Source organism: Ruegeria sp. MALMAid1280 (assembly GCF_049195285.1).
Taxonomy (GTDB): domain Bacteria; phylum Pseudomonadota; class Alphaproteobacteria; order Rhodobacterales; family Rhodobacteraceae; genus Ruegeria.
This window is the reverse complement of the sequence record NZ_JBMIRT010000036.1, coordinates 119,778-137,584: the sequence shown is the minus strand read 5'-3', so window position 1 is coordinate 137,584 and position 17,807 is coordinate 119,778. Positions and strand designations below refer to the sequence as shown.

Sequence of the window (17,807 nt, the reverse complement as noted above, 5' to 3'; positions counted from 1 at the left end):
TAGGCATAGCACGTATTGGGCAACCGTAGAAAACCAATCTGAGTCAGACGTTAACGCAACTGTGGAATTTCACCCGAATTTTCGTCTTTTTTGTCGGGGTTTAGCGCAAGGCCCTGGAAATCGAACAGTTTCGGGTCCAGCAGGTGCGAGGGCCGTGCGTTGGTCAGGGCCCGGAACATCACCTGACGCCGGCCGGGGCTGTTCTTTTCCCACTGGTCCAGAATCTGTTTGACCTGCTGGCGTTGCAGCCCGTCCTGACTGCCGCACAGATCGCAGGGGATAATGGGGTAATTCATCGCGTTCGAGAATTTCTCGCAATCGGCCTCGGCCACATGGGCCAGCGGGCGAAAGACGAACAGATCGCCTTCTTCGTTCACCAGTTTCGGCGGCATTGTCGCCAGACGCCCGCCGTGGAACAGGTTCATGAAGAAGGTCTCGAGGATATCGTCCCGGTGGTGGCCCAGAATCACCGCACTGCAGCCTTCCTCGCGTGCGATCCGGTACAGGTTACCTCGGCGCAGGCGCGAACACAGGGCGCAATAGGTGCGGCCCTGCGGAACCTTGTCCATCACGACGGAATAGGTGTCCTGATATTCGATGCGGTGGGGCACGCCCATCCGTTCAAGAAACTCGGGCAGGACGGTGGCGGGAAAGCCCGGCTGACCCTGATCCAGATTGCAGGCCAGCAGATCGACCGGTAGAAGCCCGCGCCATTTCAATTCATGGAGCACCGCCAGCAGCGTATAGCTGTCCTTGCCGCCCGACAGGCAAACCAGCCAGCGCGGCGGCTTGCCGTCTTTGTCATGCGCCGACGGGTCCACCATCCCGTATTGCTCGATGGCTTCGCGCGTTTGGCGCACGATGCGTTTGCGCAGCTTCTTGAACTCGGTGGTCGAGGGCGCGCCGGCAAAAAGCGGGTGGATATCGTCAGCTTCGTCAAACATGCGCAGCCCCTACAGCAGTTGGCGCAACCGAGCAAGGGGACGGGTCAGCCCAGCCGGGACAGCAAGGCGTCCGTGTCCAGCCCGGAAACCGATCCGGGGATGCGCCCGCTGTCGCCCGACAGGCGCGTGGCGATGAAACCATCGGCGACCGCGCCCGGCGCGTGACGCAGCAGTTGTGAAGCCGTGAGCAGCAGTGCCGTGCGTTCGGCGAACCAGCGCGCCTCGGCCTCGGGCGGCAGGTCGGGCCAGCGATCACGCTGCGCACTGAGGGCCGCGTCATAGGCGCGATCTGCGCCCGTTGCGGCGTCCAGTTCAGCCTGCAGCATGTCGGCAGCCAGCGGCTCTCGAGCAAGAGTGCGCAGGATGTCCAGGCAGATGACGTTGCCCGACCCCTCCCATATGCCGTTCAGAGGAGTTTCGCGATAGAGCAGGGGCAGAGGGGTATCTTCGACATAGCCCATGCCGCCCAGCACCTCCATCGCTTCGGCCACGACCAAAGGGCAACGCTTGTTGTTCAGGAATTTGGCCAGGGCGACGCTGATCCGGGCAAATGCCTTGTCCTCGGCGGTTTGCTTGTCGAACGCCTGCGCCACGCGCATCCCCAGCGTCACCGCGCCTTCCCAGTCCAGCACCAAATCGGCCAGAACAGAACGCATCAGCGGTTGGTCGATCAACCGGCGCTGAAAGGCGCTGCGATGGGTGACCCAGTGATGCGCTTCGGTCAGAGCGGCGCGCATCAGACCAGCCGGTGCCATCGCTGTATCGAGCCGCGTGTGATGCACCATCTCGATGATCGTGTGAACGCCTGCGCCTTCGTCGCCCAGCTGATAGGCCAACGCATCGTCGTATTCGATCTCGGCCGAGGCATTGGACCTGTTGCCCAGCTTGTCCTTCAGCCGCATCAGGTGGATGGCGTTGCGCTCACCCTCCAGCCAGCGGGGGACGAGGAAACAAGTCAGCCCGCCCGGCGCCTGCGCCAGCGTCAGAAAGCCATCCGACATCGGGGCCGAGCAGAACCATTTATGGCCACGCAACCGCCAGTGGTCGCCGTCACGGGTTGCTGTGGTGGTATTGGCGCGCAGGTCCGAGCCGCCCTGTTTCTCGGTCATTGCCATGCCCAGCGTGGCGCTGGATTTCTCTGAGACCGGCCTTGCCGCCGGATCGTATATGCGTGCCGTCAGCCTTGGCTGCCAGATTTCGGCGAGGTCCGGATTGGCGGCCAACACCGGAAACGCGGCATAAGTCATGGTCAGCGGGCAGCAATGACCCGGCTCAATCTGGCTGGCCATATAGTTCATCGCGGCATGGGTCGTGTGGCCACCCGGCTGCCCGTCCCAAGGCAGAGCAGCGTATCCGGCGGATTGGCTGATCTGCATCATCTGGTGATAGGCGGGGTGAAACCGAACCTCGTCCAGACGCCTGCCACCCGAGTCGAACAGCTTCAGTTCAGGCGGGTGTCGGTTCGCGTCACGCCCCAGCTTGCGGGTTTCAGCGCGTCCCAGAAGCTTGCCATATGCCTCCATAGGCGCGGAGCGGCCCGCGGCGAAGCCGACCGCATTGCGCAGAACCGGATCCGACGCCCAAAGGTCATAATCCCCGCGTGCGGGCGGTTGATTCAGGACCTCATGCGTGGGCAGCGTTTGGCGCGCGTCGGATGCCATCTGGACCTCGGGCTGTGTGGGTCCAAGTGTTCAGCGCAGAATGTGATGGGTCAAGTCTGACCGGGGGTCACGCGGAATCGTCGCATTTGCCTTCGGGTACCGGATCGTACCCGTCGCCGCCCCACGGGTGGCAGCGCCCGATCCGCCGGGTTGCCAGCCAGGCGCCTTTGACGGCACCGTGTTTTTCCAACGCCTCCAGCGCATAAGCCGAGCACGTGGGCTGATAGCGACAGTTGAACCCGACCCAGGGGCTGAAGACCAGCCGATAGGCCCGGACGGGCAAGGCCAGGATATGCGCCAGCAGGGTCACTTTCGCGGCCCGTGCACTTTGCGCAGGGCATAGCGCAGGTCATCCAGCAGAGCCTCGAACGGGCGTGTGGCGGTGACCTCGGCGCGGCCGATCAGCACGTAATCCCAACCGTCCCGCCCATGAACGGGCAGCACGGCACGGGCGGCTTCGCGCAAGCGTCGCTTGGCGCGGTTGCGGGCCACGGCATTGCCGACCTTTTTCGAGCAGGTGAAACCGACGCGAATCCCCGACACTTCGTCCGGTGCGCGTTTGCGGGCTTGCACCATCATCGATGCGGTTCCCTGTCGACGCGCGCGCGCGGCTTTCAGGAAATCGGACCGTTTCTTGAGAACAGTCAAAGTTTCGGTCGCGCAAACGGACGCCGCCGGGGGCGTTTCCCGGGGCTGGTTGTTACCATCCTCAGGGGCCTCCGGCGGCGTCATGTTCATAACCTGATCGGTGAGCGGTTTACGCGCTCAGCGATTTGCGGCCACGTGCGCGGCGCGCGTTCAGGATTTTGCGGCCGGCCTTGGTGGCCATGCGCGCGCGGAAACCGTGGCGGCGTTTGCGAACCAGGTTCGAAGGCTGATAGGTGCGTTTCATCGCTCCGTCTCCAATCAATAGCGGTGGGGTGCGGCGCGGATTCGCCTGGCCCGAGTGTTCGAAGCCCGTCCTCTACTGGGAAGCGGGGGGTAAGTCAAACCCCTAGGTGGGGGTTTTATCCCCTTTTGCAACAATTCTGTAACTGCGGCAGGCAAAAGGTTTCAAAAACGCGGTTTTGACGCCCCAAACCCTCACATTCCCTGCCGTAAACATCAAGGCCGCGTGAAGCCCCTGTTGCGTGGGCCTTGGACGGCGCATGTTGGGGGCAGAATGAAACGAACGAAACCGGACAGCCTCATGAGCGATACAACTCAGGCGCCGCGCAACGGGCTTGCGCGCCATATCCCCTTGCTGGTGATTCTCGCCGTGGCTGCGGTGGGGTTCTTTACGCTGGGCGACTACCTGACGTTTGAGACGCTGCGCGACAACCGCGAGGCGCTGTTGGCGTGGCGGGATGCCAACTACTGGTCCATGGCGGCGGCTTTTGTGGCGATATACATCGTCATCGTCGCCTTTTCGTTGCCGGGGGCTGCCGTGGCCTCGATGACCGGCGGGTTCCTGTTCGGCCTGTTTGCGGGCACCGTCTTTAATGTCTTTGCCGCCACCATCGGCGCCTCGGCCATCTTTCTGGCGGCGCGCTGGGGGTTGGGTGAATCCCTGACGGCGCGACTGGAATCCTCGGAAGGGTCGATCAAAAAGTTGAAAGACGGTCTGCGCGAGAATGAAATCTCGGTGCTGTTCCTGCTGCGCCTGGTGCCGGTTGTGCCGTTCTTTGTCGCCAATCTGGTGCCTGCGCTGGTGGGTGTGAAGTTCCGCAACTTTCTGATCACCACGGCGCTGGGCATCATTCCGGGCGGCATCGTCTATACGTGGATTGGCGTCGGGTTGGGCGGTGTGTTCGACCGGGGCGAAACGCCTGACGTCTCGTTGCTGTGGGAACCTTTCGTCATCGGCCCGATCATCGGCTTGTGCGTGCTGGCGGCATTGCCAATAGTAATCAAAGCCCTGCGTGGCCGAAAGGACGGCTGAGTTCATGCAAGAGTTAAAAACCGATATCCTGGTGATCGGAGCCGGGTCGGGCGGCTTGTCCGTGGCGGCCGGGGCCAGCCAAATGGGCGCCGACGTCATCCTGCTGGAAGGCCACAAAATGGGCGGCGATTGCCTGAATTTCGGCTGTGTGCCCTCCAAGGCGTTGATCGCCAGCGGCAAAGCGGCCTATGGGCAGGCCCATTCCGCCGCGCTGGGCGTGGCTGATGTGGTTCCGCGAGTGGACTATGCCGCATCCAATGATCATGTGCATGACGTGATCGCGCAGATTGCGCCGATGGACAGTCAGGACCGGTTTGAAGGCTTCGGGGTAAAAGTGATCCGCGATTATGGCAGCTTTGTCTCTCCGACCCAGGTGCAGGCGGGCGAACACCTGATCACCGCGCGGCGGGTTGTGATTGCGACGGGCTCGTCGCCCTTGGTGCCGCCGATCCCCGGACTGGATCAGGTGCCCTATTACACCAACGAGACGATTTTTGATCTGCGCGACAAGCCTGAGCATCTGCTGATCATCGGCGGCGGCCCCATCGGTATGGAGATGGCGCAGGCCCATGTCCGCCTGGGCTGCGAGGTGACGGTGATCGAGGGCCTGCAGGCGCTGGGCAAGGATGATTCAGAGGCGGCCGAGATCGTGCTGGACACGCTGCGCGCCGAAGGCGTGGCGATCCACGAACAGGCGATGGTCGCCCAGATTCGCAACAATAAAGGCCTGGTCGAGGTCGTGACCGAAAATGGCGACACCTATACCGGCTCGCACCTGTTGCTGGCCGCCGGGCGCAAGGCAAATACCGACCGCCTGAACCTTGAGGCCGCCGGGATCGAGCCGACCCGCACCGGGATCAAGGTGGATGAGACGCTGCGCACCACAAACCGCAAGGTCTATGCCATTGGCGACGTTGCAGGCGGGATGCAGTTCACCCATGTGGCCGGATACCACGCCGGGATCATCATCCGCTCCGCCCTGTTCGGCCTGCCGTCCAAGGCGAAAACGGCGCATATCCCCTGGGCTACCTATACCGACCCGGAACTGGCGCAGGTCGGCCTGACCGAGGCGCAGGCGCGCGACCAGTACGGCGACAAACTCGGGATCGCGCGCTTTGACTATCACCACAACGATCGCGCCATCTCGGAACGCAAGACGAAAGGCTTCATTAAGGTGATGGTCTTAAAAGGCCGTCCCGTGGGGGCGACAATCGTAGGGCATCAGGCGGGCGAGCTGATCAACTTGTGGTCGCTGGCCTTGGCCAATAACCTGAAGATGGGGCAGGTCGCTGCGATGGTTTCGCCCTATCCGACGATCGGAGAGCTTAACAAACGGGTGGCGGGTGCTTATTTCTCGCCAAGGCTGTTTGAGAATCAAATGGTTAAACGCGTGGTCCGGTTCGTCCAGCGCTGGATGCCCTGACCGGGAAGGGAGAGCAGATTGAACTCGCTGTCGGGCCGATTTCTGATCCTGACGACGGTCTTCGTGATGTTGGCCGAGGTTCTGATCTTTGTTCCCTCGATTGCGCGTTTCCGCGAAGATTTCCTGCTGAACCGGCTTGAGCGCGCCCAGATCGCCTCGCTGGCGTTGCTGGCCGATGACATGCTGGCCGAAGACCTTGAGGCCGAACTGTTGGCCAATGCCGGGGTCTATAACGTGGTGCTGCGGCGGGACGAGGTGCGGCAGTTGATGCTGTCTTCCCCGATTCCCGAGCCGATCACCAAAACCTACGATCTGCGCGATGCGGGGCCTTGGATATTGATCCGGGATGCCGTGGTGCGCCTGTTCACGCCGGAAAATGAGGTCATTCGCGTGATCGGTGAACCGGTCAAGGGAGCTGGGCTGTTGATCGAGGTCACCACGGACAGCGAACCCCTGCGTATGGCGATGACCGACTATGGTCTGCGCATTCTGGGCCTGTCTTTTGTCATCTCGATCATCACCGCGTTTTTCCTGTTTCTCGCCGTGCGCGTGGTTCTGGTGAAGCCGATCAAAAGCGTTGTGGGCTACATGCAGCGCTATGCAGGGGCCCCCGAGGATGCGCGCGGGATCATCTCGCCCAATTCCAAAGTGACCGAACTGCGTGAGGCGGAAGAGGCGCTGCAGCAGTTGCAGACCGAGCTGACACAGGCCCTGAAACAACGCGAACGTCTGGCGCAGCTGGGCGGGGCAGTGGCCAAGGTCAGCCATGATCTGCGCAACATCCTGACCTCGGCGCAACTGTTCACCGACCGGATCGAGGCCAGCGATGACCCGCTGGTGCGGCGTATGGCGCCGAAGCTGGTGAACTCGATCACCCGGGCGGTGTCCTTGTGCGAAAACACGCTGGCCTTTGGCCGCGCGGAAGAGCCCGCTCCGACCCTGACCATGGTGCCCCTGCACGACGTGGCCGAAGATGTGGTGGCCAGCGAAAGGCTGGCCGTCGCCGATGCCTGTGTCGAGATCGTCAACGAAGTGCCCGAGGATTTGATCGCACGCGCGGACCCCGAGCAGATGTTCCGCGTCATGATGAACCTCGTGCGCAACGCGCGTCAGGCGCTGGTAGCGTCCGGCAAACCGGGCAGGATCACGATTGCCGGGTGCGAACACGAAGACGACTGGTGCGTTGAGATCAGGGATAACGGCCCCGGCCTGCCGCCCAAAGCGCGTGAGAACCTGTTCACGCCGTTTCAGGGCGGGGTGCGCAAGGGCGGCTCGGGGCTTGGGCTTGCGATCTCGCAGGAACTGGTGCGCGGGCATGGCGGCGATCTGGTGCTGTCCGAGACGGGACCGCAGGGAACGACCTTTGAAATCCGTCTGCCGCGGGGCGACGTGACTTTTTAGATTTTTTTTGAAGAATCGGCTTGCACGTCCCCAGAGGTGGGTCTACATAGCGCCTCACCAACGCGGACCGATAGCTCAGCTGGATAGAGTACTTGACTACGAATCAAGGGGTCGGGGGTTCGAATCCTCCTCGGTCCGCCACTTGGTAAATTGTGGGACGACACATAGTTTTGCCGTTTGGCACCCATAGTCGTTCCATTGTAGATAGCGCCCCATTTTTTCGTTGCTTTGCCGTGTGTCCATCGCTGAAGTCGAATACCGGAATTCAACTGGAAATAGGTGGTTCGCTCTGGCTGCGTTTTTACGAACTCGGGTCGGTCCCAAACAGCCACTCCGAGGTTTCAGATGCTGCAGTCGCGTCGGCATAACGGACATTCACGGCGTTAGTATAGTCTTACCACCACTGCTATTACTTTGCCCGACCCAAATAGTTTACGTAATTCTGGCACAATTTCTTGTGGCTATCGGATACGGACCTGTTGGGAAAACGGCTGCTTCATGCCTCTCTCCTAGAGCTCTCGCTCCATGTTGGGCATGATAGCCGATCAAGGCCTCTAGAGTGGTAATGGCACTTTCCCCGGTTTCGACACCCATCGGTCAATTCAGTCAAGAACCTTGGGTTGGCAATTAGATCGCGACAGAGGCCAACCTCAACATTGTTAGGCAGATCCCCTAGAAAGGCCGAAACCCGACCTGAAAGGATGAAGCGCTGCTCCGGAAATTTATTTGCGATCTCCAAACTGTCATGGTGCCTCTGGGAAAGAAAGTAGTCTGTGGAAGGGTAGATGAGTCTTTTGTCTATGTTGTAGTGGCCGGAAGAAAGATCGACGAAATCGAACTGAAGTGAAGAAACATTGCTAACGCTTTCTTCGATTCCCCTTTGATCAAACTCGGAGTCACCCGTGCGAATTGACCAGCGCACCGATGTTTCGACCTTTTGGGACCGTAAGAAGCTAGCCAATTCAGCCATCTCGTCTTTTACATATGGTGCAAGAGGGTTCAGGTCTTTGTCCAATAGCAAGCAAGGAAGATATCCGTGTGCAGCATGAATTTGTATGTGTTGATATCCGTGTGTAACCGCCATTTGAGCAGCTGCACGAAACCCATCCATGACACTGTCGATGTCATCTCGCGTCATCATTGAAAGTAGCTGACGCGCAGCTTTGATCGTTTCACTGGGCTCTCTGACTACAAATTTTCTTTGACCGATATAGCTTGGCCACGTGGTGGCAAGTTGGATTCCAGGTGCGGTTCCCTCTGACGAAATAGCTTCTGCTATCGCAGCCCATCGAGAATGCGTCGACAGCGTAGGCGTTTGATTATTAGTCCCAAAGCCTCCAGGAATCACAATGTTGCCCAAGATCGCGCAGTATAAATGGGCGGAACTTCTTTCCCTGTAGAAATCTATGAACTGATTGTCTGGCAGCCCGTCTTGGACGAAGCCAGTATTCACACCGAGAAAGAAAACACGTTTATTCTTCAAGATGGCGGTAGCGTTCATCATTCTTCGCCATTTTCTCCAGTAGGTCGTTTTCGATATCGCCTCCCAGAACGTTTGATAGTCGGATGATGTAGATCATTGCATCCGCGAGTTCTTCTCGGAGGTCCGCAGATGCAATTTCAAGTGAATACCCTTCGTAACCATCAACACGGAACGCCAATTCCACTTTTTTTAGCAAGTTAGCGAACTCGCCAACCTCGCCGACAAGGCCAACCGTGTCTCTGGTGAGTTGGGCAAGCCGATCCGCATCCGATTGCAATTCTTCCGAAAATCCGCGCTTAACATCCGCTGCCATCTGACGAGCGACGATCTTCGCAAGCTCCATTACTTCGTCCTCCCAAGAAATCCGACCACCAGGGCAAGAACCGCGACAATGCCAGACGCTATCAGACTGCCCAAAACGCCGTAGAAATCATCAAGGAGTTCGCTCTCGGTTTCTACTAGGTAGAGTGCGACCCCATTGATGCCAATCGCTAGCACGAGCAATGCCAACAACCAAAGCACTCTTCCTTCGAGTCTTCGGATTATCACCTTTGTTGCCTCTGGCAAAAGCGCCAACGCCTCGTCCTTTTCCGAAAATACACGATCGTCATTTGCGACTTCACTGTGCGTTTTTTGCAGATGGGTTTTGATCGGCCAAATCTCGGCTTGGAATCCGTGTTGACCCCTATAGAGTTTGGTTGCCGGATTGCTTAGGTTGCTAAAATCGGCCTTCGCGATTGGCTCGCCCTGGGAAAGCTGAATATAACTATTTCTGAAATTCTGCGTGACTATGCCGAGGTTGCCAGAGAAGCCCGGGTCTGCGTAGGTAGCGACAGGGCTAAGCCCAATACTGAACAGTGATCCTTTGCTGACTACTCGGGATACTATGTTCGCAGGAACATCGAACTCCTCTTTAGTTATCAAAACGACCCTATGTCCTGGCTTGATGAGTATCGTTTCGCCGTAGGCGAGTTCAAAACGCTTCCCATTCTCTGACAGATCATAGTAGACGTTGCCGAGCCGTAGTTGATAGCTGGAACCTTCAACCATCTTATCATCAGTGCCAGTAAGTAGTCTTCCAGCTCCAATTTCTTTTTCTAGATCTACATTGCTCAGTGTTGCCATTGCGCCCTAACTTTCGAATTCTCTAATAAGTGTTTTCGCTCAGTGGATCAGGTTCCACGCGCTGATTTTGGACCAGCCTACCGCTTTCGTTTCACCTGACATTAAAGCTGGAGTGGCCTTGGACCTGAAAAGCTGGGATTCGTTGCCGAACTGTGTGAGACGAGTTTCTACCTTATCTCAAACCTTATTGTAGTGCCTAAGTTACTAGATCTAATGGCAAGTCGGAGATGTCTCTTAGGCGCTTGCCCTCGACCATAGTATCCAACAGTTCGAGCGTTTCATCGCGACCCTGATCTACCAGAGCTTTGCGAAGCTCGTAGAGAGCGAAGTGATAAACGCAATCAATATCGCCGGTTCCGAGCGCTAAAGATGCCACTCGGCCAGGTGTCGGTTCTCCGGTGATAACTGCGATATGTGGTAGCCTTCCTTTGCGGTTTCGAACCAAGTTGAGACCTTCAGACCGGGCATTCTGCGCACGGTCACTTCGCAGTGTCCATTTGCAACTGATTGAGGCATGAAGGATTTCAAGAGGCTGATTGACTGCACGCAAGCTCGAAAGTCGTGCTGTGCCAGTGTCAACCAATGCGCCTTTCGCATTGATGGCCCCATCTGCCTCGGGCGCTCGTGCTACGACAATATCGGGTTTGATTAGATAGTCGGAGCCGATGGCCGTGGCGATCTCTCGATTGGCTTTGGCGATAGCTTCAAGATCATCCAGGTGGGCATACTGATCGAACATTGCGATGCCGCCGCCTTTTGTAACAGTAAAGGAGCCAGGGCGGAGATGCTGCATTCGCTCGAAGCACACGCGCACAAAACTTGCACACACGCCTTCAAAATCTGCGCCAGCTGTCTGACCGGGAAGCTTTAGTGCGGTTTTGGCTGGTCCGAGCTGATCTAGAATAGAGCCAGCGATTTCTCTGCTGGGTTTAGAGGCTTTGTCAGCATTGCTAGGGATGCCAGCTGCGCTTTTGGTTAAGATGCCCCCAAGAAGGGTCGCGTGGAACTCGCGCCGTGCCTTTGTGAGCCATGCGACGCTCATTAGGCAACAACCCGAACGGATTTGCGGGCTGAAATCGCTTCTCGGATTTTGAACGCGACAGCTTCAGCTACTGGCGGCGGGAACGCGTTGCCCACCTGCCGATAGGCGGGTGTTTTTTTGCCGGAGAAGCGCCAGTCATCGCTGAAGCCTTGCAATCGTGCCACCATGGGCACCGTAAGTCGGGGCATACCTACAAAGTCACGTTCTGGGGCTTCATTCGCAATACCCATGCCGTCAACCCCGAGTGTTGCCCAAGCTCGCTTTGCTCGCGTTGGCCCAAGGTCAGGGCCGCCATGTTTCTTCGAACCTCCAACAATAGTCGGGGCAATATCATCGGCCTGCTTGCTCCAACGTGTGGCTCCTCTCCAACCGTTCTCAGCCATAAGATCATGCAGAGTTTCACCAACTGTCGCAGGCGAATTGCAAGATGAAACTGGCCAAGAGAAATGCTCAGAGAAGTCTTTTCGCAAGGCGACGATTACTACACGCGGTCGCAGCTGCGGTACACCGAAGTCAGATGCGTTGAAGAGATGCCAGTCAGCTTTATAGCCTAGCTTGCTAAGTTGTCGTTTGAGCTTTTGGCGGTAGTCTGCAAACACGGCGTCAAGAAATCCGCGTACGTTCTCAATCATAACAGCCTGTGGTCTGATTTCATCAACTAGACGCAAAGCATCAGGAAAAAGATTACGCTCATCGGCGTGTCCTAGCTGTTTGCCGGCCACGGAAAAAGGCGGGCATGGCAGACCGCCGGCCAACACATCGATGCCCTCATAGGGGCGGCCATCAAAATTAGCTAAATCGGCCTGTTCACCATCTACGACGTTCCACGACGGACGATTGAGCAACAAGGTGTTGCGGCAATGATTGTCAATCTCAACAAGCGCTTGATGGCTGAATCCGGCACGTTCTATGCCAAGAGCCTGACCGCCTGCACCGGCGCAAAGTTCAATAGATGTAAGATTCGTCTGCATCAATCGCCTCATTTTTTTTGCACCATACCCTTGTAGGGATGGTCATGGAAGACACCAGATATGGATTCTCACAAGTCCGCAGTTCTCTATATGTTCTACGAAAGTGGTTACAGAAGAAGTAACAAGTTGAGCCCAGCGGGATGACGTGAATGCGTTACAACCACCCCCTGCATTTTGACAGCTATGTGAGTACCACTCCCAAAAGAGTGCCTGCGATACCCGAAGCAGCTCCAATGAACGCGGTCAGAACGGGCAACCACCAACGCCGGTCCTTCGCCTGATCCATCGCCCGAGAGTGAAGCTCGACAGCCGTTTGGATCAGAGACGCCATCTCTCCGTGTGACAACGGACTCCTAGAGATCCGTACCTTTTGTGAGTCATCCATCGAACGAAACTCTTTCGTCTCGATCTGTATCCTGGCGTCAACATCGTAGTTCTTTGGATGTTGGCGCCTTGCTACTAGTGATGCCTTTTCCCTAGCCGCATCCAATCGGAAGAATTCAGGATGCTCTACGAAGACTTGCTTCCAGTGTTCACATTTTTCTGGATCGCCGGAAATGCGATCAGACCATCCAGAAAAGTCGAGTTTATAGAATTTATAGATGCTCATAGCTTGTATCGCGGCAATAACGTCGCCAAGCCTTGCGTCGTCTTTTAGGTACGGGGAATCTGCCATTGCGCTCACCTCAGAGCATTATTCGACGGAAATTTTAAAGTACCGAGTTTCCTTAGCACCATGTGAGTACTTTTCCGGATCGAATTTGTCCGGCCTCACGTACCAGACCTTGTTTGCGGGATATCGACAACAGAAAGCGGCACTAGCAACAGTATCGAGTTTCCCACCGGTCAGTCCGATTTCAAAGTTCATACCGCTATCAAGGTACTTTTGTATGTAAGACTGCTCGATCGACTTAAGGATGCCTTGCGGCTCCATCAGGTCGACTTCAATGATTTCGCTCGATTCCGCTTCTCTCGCCGCAGCTTTTGCAACCATGGCAGCAATCCTGGCATGTGCATTGTCGGCGGTGCTAGTTACTAAGTCGGCATGATTGTAATTACTCTCAGATACTAGGTGCACTAGTCTTTCATGAGATGAACTAGAGAAAGCCAACAGCGCGCGGCTACGGGTTGCATCCGAGTCCATTCCGTCAACTTCTATCGAGTGGTACGGTGGAAACTCACTGCCGACAATTTGGCGTAGACTGTCGACGACTGACTCCTGCTGTTCTTGAGCTTTCAGTATCTTAGTTAGGTCTTCGTCCCTAGGAGAGGTCATTTCTGGTTCAGTGAACGCAAGATATACGAACCCCTCCAACTGTACAGCTTGCTTGATGGTCCGGTAGATTATCGGCTTGGCAAGTCCAGAAATGTCGATCAGTCTGGAGGTCTTCGAAGCGTCTTTCTCAAAAAATGACTGTGCGGTTGCTTCACGGGTTTCTATGTCACTCAAGTGACCCAGTACCGTGTTTCTGATGGCGTCCATTCGGCCTGGAAGACTGTACTCAATCAACTTAGCCGTTTGAGGTCTCAGTCTTTCGAAGCAGTTACTCGCTGATTGCTCGCATGACTCTTCGAAGCCCAGACCCAGCAATATCTCGTCCACTTGAAGCATTTCGACTTCGTTGGGAGACAACTCGCAGATTTGCGGTACATCAAGGTGATGCGTCTCTTTGGTTGCCTGCAACTGAATAGCTGGAACTGGCAGGTCGAACTCGGCTTGCTCCGCTTCGGGAATGCTGGGTTCTACACTCGTTGTTGCAACTTCATCCATCTCATATTCATCATCGATTTCAGAGCCAAGGTTCCTGTTTAGTAATTCCGGCCCCCTCTGGGGATCTGAAAGCCATTCGGATAGGTCTTTTCCAGTCAATTCAAACCGGTCTCGATCAGCCAATGGAATAAAATCCGCGAGACCGTAGATCTTTCGAAAAACGAGTTTGAATTGTTGCACTGGATCCGAGTGTTCAGTTTTGCTCCTCGGTGTTCCGCCATGAAAGACAAAAACACCTGCATCGACCAGTTCACGCAACTGCTCATTCTGGTTGCCCGCATCGTCGGCAGAGGCGTTGACATAGATTGAGGTGTACTGTCGAAGGCCCCTAGTCTCGTCCTTTCGAAAGGAATTTATCAATGCTCGGTGCGATGCCGCTGCAAAAGACTTTGCAGTGTTTTTTAGATCGCTACCTCTTCGGTCCAAAACATATAGATGGCGCGAGCAGTGATCTTGGAAGACTTGTGATTGGACGTCTGCTGGGACAGGGTGAACGGTCTGCCCCTTGTGCAGAATACTCTCGTAAATGGAAATCACGCTGCCGATATCGCCTACGCAAACTGCTTTCAAAGTAGATATCCCAGCATAGACGGATTTCCTGCGACCCGAGGTGGCGGAGTTTGCAGCGATTTCATGAGCAAGTTCATTTAGCCTCTTGTCGCCCAATACGATTGATGGATGAACTTTGGGGTGACTTGGAAAATACTGAGATCTCTGTGAAAGAATTTCCCCAATAAATTCCTTTCCTCCCTTTCCTTTGAGTCGCGTGTATACTTCCGCACCCAGATCAAAGGTCTCAAAATCACGCCAATGCGCGGCGTACTCAACTCCACCCAATGACTTCAAAGACAGAAATATCGTTTGAGTTTCCGATGTAAGTTTAAATGCGCAATCCGCACCCTGATCTGTGTTTTGAAATATTATTGCGGAGAAGATTTCTTCTATTTTTTCTGGCTGAAGGTACCGTGTGGATACGTCATCCAACAGAAATAGGATCCGGGAATCTGCCCAAATCTTCGAACATTGAGCGATCGCTTTGGCGAGCGCAGGGAAAGACTTCGATGGATGGATATCGAGCGTACATGAGTTGTCAGGCTTGCTTACCTCCAAAAGCTTCCGAACCAAAGCGTGCTCAAAACGCTCAATGGAGTTCCCAGGAACTTCAATTTGGAAGTCTGAAAGCAGGTTAGATAGTACGTCAGATATGAGTTTAGGCGAATGCGGTGATACGAACTCTGCTTTGATATCCTTGAGATGGGCAAGAGCTCGCGAGGCCTCAAGGGCATACGCAAGCAACAGCCGAGCGAAGAGTTTGTTGTTGGGCGTTTCGATTGAGGTGCCTCGGTCCACTAAAATCTGTGCTGAGACAAACAAACCAACAAAGCCATCACCTCTTAGCCTTGCGATCACCTGCTCTTCGGTCTCGTCTCGCTTTTGCATGGCGCGCGCGTGAAACTGCAGCGACCTTAGCAACATAGTTTTCCCGCAACCCCGCATGCCGGTGACAATAAGAGGTCCCTTCGAGCTTGCGCGTCTTTGCCAATCGCCTTCCGGGTCCACCAGTAACTGTGGAATGTGCCAAGGCGCCAAGGTTTGAGCATTGTAGGACTCGCCGAAGTTCTTAAAGACCAAGGGAGAGCGCCATGGCCTCCAAGGCTCTCCTGACCGGTAAAAAGCTTGCTCAATGGTTCTGACCAATTCCTCAGCAGGTGGTGTTCTTTGTGTTTCAACGGGTGAAGAAATTGATGCTGCGACATCTTTCAAAGATAATGCAACTCTTGCGTCGAGATCGTCTATCTTGCCGTCTGCGGTCTGAAGCAAATTGCTTGAGAGGATATCGATGTGTTCCGCAACCCAATGCAAGTCGCTCTTGTATCCACCTCCAGAACGGCGATCTCCAGAAGTCGAACCAAGGTCGATAGCTACTGCTCGTACTGACGGCTCAAGTGCCGCGTCTCGGTAGCGTTCCCGAGACAGTTTTTCGATAAGTATGTTACCAGCATGGAAGTCGTTATGGTTCTGGTTCCTCGCTCGAAGCTCGTGAACAACCTTGACGAGATCACATGCAATCTGAGCCACTAGGCCTGCGCTTAGCTGCGACTTCCCATCAAGATAGCTTTGAAGTGGTTAGCCATCCAAGTATTCCAAAACAGCGACATGTACCTCAAGATCATAATCGCCGAACGCCGCGTGGTCATCAAACGCATCAACAATGTCCACAATGAAGTCCGCCCCGTCCGCAGTTCTTGCGTGGGTTTGACATTCTTGCGCAAAGTCCTTCCCGAATTCCTTATAGTTTTCTTTTGGTACTACTTTGAGGACGTACTTTCGCGGTATCGGACCCGTTCGCTCAGCGACAAATGTTGCTCCGTAGAAGCCTCGACCGAGGGCACGAATAATCCTGTAGTCACCAATCTCGCTAGGGGGATTCTTAAGCTCATAGTTGTATGGGCAACCGCAATCAGGGCATAATTCGTCGATAGCTTTGATACTGAAATCAGGTTTGGGGCACCTAAAGCAGCAGAACTTTCCCAGACTAGACAATAAACGATCCTTTTCAAATTGATTAACCAGAAACGAGGCGGCATCTGACAGCGTCACGGTCGTTCGGTTCTAGCGTCATAAGCTTGCCTTACCAAATACAACACTCAAGTCCTAGCTTGCTAGAGACTGCGTAGACTGCAACCGCGGAAGTTCAGAAATTTGGAATCCTCGCATCGATCGCGCCGATGACTTAGGCTTTTCGGTCCCCTCTTTTTGCGGCCACTATTTTGAAGGAGCGACCGGACTTATTAGCGGCGATTCTGAAAGGTCCAAGGCTAGCGTCGTGCAACCGCAGCAGGTAGATAGCTTGGGAATGGCTCCCACAGCGTATCTCTTGGGAGATCTCGTGTATGTCTATAAGGTCCGCTAAGGCGGATCATCACGCGTTTGGTTGCCGGGCCGGGTCGAAGAGGATTTTACCATTTCGATCAGTCCGAAATCCCCTAAAATCCTGCTGGCGGTTGTCCAGTGCGTATCTAGCGCCTTAGAAAACTCGTTGATTGTACGGCAAACGGCCCAAATTCTAGCTGCTGACGTCAGCTTAATGTTCGGACGTTTTCGACCTCGAGACACACTTAGATTTCTTGCGGCGAACAAGGCCGTAAGCGTCGCCACTTTCATCCCGTTTTCGCGAGCAATTTCTGTGCAAGTTTTGCCAGTTTCATACTGGCCATAGAGATCTAGTACGTAGTCGATCTTGGCGAGTCTCAGCAGCTTGCGGACAAGAACCGGGCTAACTCCAAAGCGCTCGGCCAATTCACGCAAGTTCGTGTCTTTTCGATAAAGCCGTTTGATCTGCGCGGGTCGGTATCCTTCACACTCGAAGTCGCTTGTGGCTATCGCGATGACATGCCCGGAGCGCAGTTTTACGGGGAAAACCTTGCTGTACATGCCGATATCTCCGCCAAATCAATAAGTTGCCGCGACAGTAGCTTGATGAAGATGATGTTGCCAGCAACAGCTTTTCGCAATCACAGCGCTTTTTTCAGAAAATAGGCGATTTCTAAAATAGGTGAATTAGGGAGACTTAGTGTAATTTATTGTAAAATAACAATAATATTGCACTTTGGGTGAGTTTCGCAGTACCAATTGGACGAAAGACTCGGTCGGAGGACTTGGCTTGGCACTTCCATTGGTAGTGGATCTTGAAAAACACGAACGCATCAAATGCGCTCTTCGCATTTCCGGAAGCTCGTTGGCCAAACTGAGCCGGGAGCTGGGGCTTTCCATCAGTTCGGTGTCGACTGTGTCTCAGGGATACCGAAGATCGCGGCGAATCCAGAAAGCTATCGCGGAACAGCTCGGAAAGTCACCCGAGGAGCTTTGGCCTGAACGGTATCAAACAGAGGAGGATTGAGAATGAGGTAGCCATGAAAACCTAAGCAGCAACACAAGCTGTCCGGGAAATGAGTAAGGCCCCGAGAGCGGCAACTCTCTAGGGCCTTTGCAATCAGTATCGATACCGTACCGATACATCTTCTTCCCTCTTGTGACCCCAAAAGTCAACCGCTTCATCGCTCG

General features: G+C 55.2%; 18 protein-coding genes and 1 tRNA gene. 5 read left to right on the top strand and 14 right to left on the bottom strand.

All coding sequences use genetic code 11. The annotated features are described in order from the left end of the window. Positions 1-50: 50 nt before the first annotated feature. From ttcA to rpmH, 5 genes are all read right to left on the bottom strand, one after another. Positions 51-944: a tRNA 2-thiocytidine(32) synthetase TtcA gene (ttcA, locus tag ACOQFT_RS03555; RefSeq protein ID WP_421596682.1), complete on the bottom strand. Its 894-nt coding sequence runs from the start codon at positions 942-944 to the stop codon at positions 51-53. Positions 945-988: 44 nt separating this feature from the next. Next, entirely contained in the window at positions 989-2,605 is a 1,617-nt protein-coding gene (locus ACOQFT_RS03550) for an acyl-CoA dehydrogenase family protein (RefSeq protein WP_421596681.1), read from the bottom strand. Between the two features lie 67 nt (positions 2,606-2,672). Further along, positions 2,673-2,915 (bottom strand): membrane protein insertion efficiency factor YidD, encoded by a 243-nt coding sequence (gene yidD / locus ACOQFT_RS03545; RefSeq protein WP_421596680.1) that lies wholly within the window; start codon positions 2,913-2,915, stop codon positions 2,673-2,675. Further along, on the bottom strand, positions 2,912-3,337 hold the full coding sequence (rnpA, locus tag ACOQFT_RS03540; protein ID WP_421596679.1) for a ribonuclease P protein component: 426 nt from the start codon (positions 3,335-3,337) through the stop codon (positions 2,912-2,914). Before rnpA ends, yidD begins: the two co-directional genes overlap by 4 nt. A gap of 25 nt (positions 3,338-3,362) precedes the next feature. Next, positions 3,363-3,497, bottom strand: coding sequence for a 50S ribosomal protein L34 (rpmH, locus tag ACOQFT_RS03535; protein WP_005980833.1), 135 nt, complete (start codon positions 3,495-3,497; stop codon positions 3,363-3,365). A gap of 297 nt (positions 3,498-3,794) precedes the next feature. On the opposite strand from rpmH, the gene ACOQFT_RS03530 reads away from it, so the two are divergent. The 4 genes from ACOQFT_RS03530 (at position 3,795) to ACOQFT_RS03515 (ending at position 7,491) form a co-directional block, all read left to right on the top strand. Continuing rightward, entirely contained in the window at positions 3,795-4,526 is a 732-nt protein-coding gene (locus ACOQFT_RS03530; RefSeq protein WP_421596678.1) for a TVP38/TMEM64 family protein, read from the top strand. 4 nt (positions 4,527-4,530) lie between these two features. Then, positions 4,531-5,949, top strand: a complete 1,419-nt coding sequence (locus tag ACOQFT_RS03525; RefSeq protein ID WP_421596677.1) for a dihydrolipoyl dehydrogenase family protein — start codon at positions 4,531-4,533, stop codon at positions 5,947-5,949. Positions 5,950-5,967: 18 nt separating this feature from the next. Further along, positions 5,968-7,350 carry an ATP-binding protein gene (locus tag ACOQFT_RS03520; protein ID WP_421596676.1) on the top strand — a complete coding sequence of 461 codons (1,383 nt, stop codon included), beginning with the start codon at positions 5,968-5,970 and terminating at the stop codon, positions 7,348-7,350. Between the two features lie 64 nt (positions 7,351-7,414). Further along, positions 7,415-7,491: transfer RNA gene (locus ACOQFT_RS03515), tRNA-Arg, on the top strand. A 355-nt stretch (positions 7,492-7,846) separates the two neighbouring features. Here ACOQFT_RS03515 and ACOQFT_RS03510 read toward each other — a convergent pair. From ACOQFT_RS03510 to ACOQFT_RS03470, 9 genes are all read right to left on the bottom strand, one after another. Next, positions 7,847-8,854 (bottom strand): hypothetical protein, encoded by a 1,008-nt coding sequence (locus ACOQFT_RS03510; protein WP_421596675.1) that lies wholly within the window; start codon positions 8,852-8,854, stop codon positions 7,847-7,849. Continuing rightward, complete coding sequence (locus tag ACOQFT_RS03505; protein ID WP_421596674.1) at positions 8,823-9,176, bottom strand: hypothetical protein; 354 nt, start codon at positions 9,174-9,176, stop codon at positions 8,823-8,825. The genes ACOQFT_RS03510 and ACOQFT_RS03505 overlap by 32 nt, the downstream gene beginning before the upstream one ends. Next, a complete protein-coding gene (locus ACOQFT_RS03500) occupies positions 9,176-9,958 on the bottom strand; it encodes a dCTP deaminase domain-containing protein (protein WP_421596673.1) in 783 nt (260 codons plus the stop codon). Before ACOQFT_RS03500 ends, ACOQFT_RS03505 begins: the two co-directional genes overlap by 1 nt. A gap of 196 nt (positions 9,959-10,154) precedes the next feature. Next, positions 10,155-11,000 carry an NgoMIV family type II restriction endonuclease gene (locus ACOQFT_RS03495; protein ID WP_421596672.1) on the bottom strand — a complete coding sequence of 282 codons (846 nt, stop codon included), beginning with the start codon at positions 10,998-11,000 and terminating at the stop codon, positions 10,155-10,157. Further along, positions 11,000-11,971, bottom strand: a complete 972-nt coding sequence (locus ACOQFT_RS03490; RefSeq protein ID WP_421596671.1) for a DNA cytosine methyltransferase — start codon at positions 11,969-11,971, stop codon at positions 11,000-11,002. Before ACOQFT_RS03490 ends, ACOQFT_RS03495 begins: the two co-directional genes overlap by 1 nt. Before the next feature lie 181 nt (positions 11,972-12,152). Continuing rightward, positions 12,153-12,647 carry a hypothetical protein gene (locus tag ACOQFT_RS03485; protein ID WP_421596670.1) on the bottom strand — a complete coding sequence of 165 codons (495 nt, stop codon included), beginning with the start codon at positions 12,645-12,647 and terminating at the stop codon, positions 12,153-12,155. Positions 12,648-12,665: 18 nt separating this feature from the next. Beyond that, positions 12,666-15,821, bottom strand: coding sequence for a hypothetical protein (locus tag ACOQFT_RS03480; RefSeq protein ID WP_421596669.1), 3,156 nt, complete (start codon positions 15,819-15,821; stop codon positions 12,666-12,668). Positions 15,822-15,869: 48 nt separating this feature from the next. After that, positions 15,870-16,343 carry a hypothetical protein gene (locus tag ACOQFT_RS03475; RefSeq protein WP_421596668.1) on the bottom strand — a complete coding sequence of 158 codons (474 nt, stop codon included), beginning with the start codon at positions 16,341-16,343 and terminating at the stop codon, positions 15,870-15,872. Positions 16,344-16,652: 309 nt separating this feature from the next. Beyond that, positions 16,653-17,177, bottom strand: a complete 525-nt coding sequence (locus ACOQFT_RS03470; protein WP_421596667.1) for a hypothetical protein — start codon at positions 17,175-17,177, stop codon at positions 16,653-16,655. A gap of 247 nt (positions 17,178-17,424) precedes the next feature. Here ACOQFT_RS03470 and ACOQFT_RS03465 point away from each other — a divergent pair, with 247 nt between their 5' ends. Then, positions 17,425-17,643: a helix-turn-helix domain-containing protein gene (locus ACOQFT_RS03465; RefSeq protein WP_298937879.1), complete on the top strand. Its 219-nt coding sequence runs from the start codon at positions 17,425-17,427 to the stop codon at positions 17,641-17,643. Positions 17,644-17,807: the final 164 nt, after the last annotated feature.

What these genes read in the sequence shown, in the direction of transcription:
- ttcA (WP_421596682.1), bottom strand. Translation starts at nt 944, where the DNA reads ATGTTTGACGAAGCTGACGATATCCACCCGCTTTTTGCCGGCGCGCCC.
- ACOQFT_RS03550 (WP_421596681.1), bottom strand. Translation starts at nt 2,605, where the DNA reads ATGGCATCCGACGCGCGCCAAACGCTGCCCACGCATGAGGTCCTGAAT.
- rnpA (WP_421596679.1), bottom strand. Translation starts at nt 3,337, where the DNA reads ATGACGCCGCCGGAGGCCCCTGAGGATGGTAACAACCAGCCCCGGGAA.
- rpmH (WP_005980833.1), bottom strand. Translation starts at nt 3,497, where the DNA reads ATGAAACGCACCTATCAGCCTTCGAACCTGGTTCGCAAACGCCGCCAC.
- ACOQFT_RS03530 (WP_421596678.1), top strand. Translation starts at nt 3,795, where the DNA reads ATGAGCGATACAACTCAGGCGCCGCGCAACGGGCTTGCGCGCCATATC.
- ACOQFT_RS03525 (WP_421596677.1), top strand. Translation starts at nt 4,531, where the DNA reads ATGCAAGAGTTAAAAACCGATATCCTGGTGATCGGAGCCGGGTCGGGC.
- ACOQFT_RS03510 (WP_421596675.1), bottom strand. Translation starts at nt 8,854, where the DNA reads ATGATGAACGCTACCGCCATCTTGAAGAATAAACGTGTTTTCTTTCTC.
- ACOQFT_RS03505 (WP_421596674.1), bottom strand. Translation starts at nt 9,176, where the DNA reads ATGGAGCTTGCGAAGATCGTCGCTCGTCAGATGGCAGCGGATGTTAAG.
- ACOQFT_RS03500 (WP_421596673.1), bottom strand. Translation starts at nt 9,958, where the DNA reads ATGGCAACACTGAGCAATGTAGATCTAGAAAAAGAAATTGGAGCTGGA.
- ACOQFT_RS03495 (WP_421596672.1), bottom strand. Translation starts at nt 11,000, where the DNA reads ATGAGCGTCGCATGGCTCACAAAGGCACGGCGCGAGTTCCACGCGACC.
- ACOQFT_RS03490 (WP_421596671.1), bottom strand. Translation starts at nt 11,971, where the DNA reads ATGCAGACGAATCTTACATCTATTGAACTTTGCGCCGGTGCAGGCGGT.
- ACOQFT_RS03485 (WP_421596670.1), bottom strand. Translation starts at nt 12,647, where the DNA reads ATGGCAGATTCCCCGTACCTAAAAGACGACGCAAGGCTTGGCGACGTT.
- ACOQFT_RS03470 (WP_421596667.1), bottom strand. Translation starts at nt 17,177, where the DNA reads ATGTACAGCAAGGTTTTCCCCGTAAAACTGCGCTCCGGGCATGTCATC.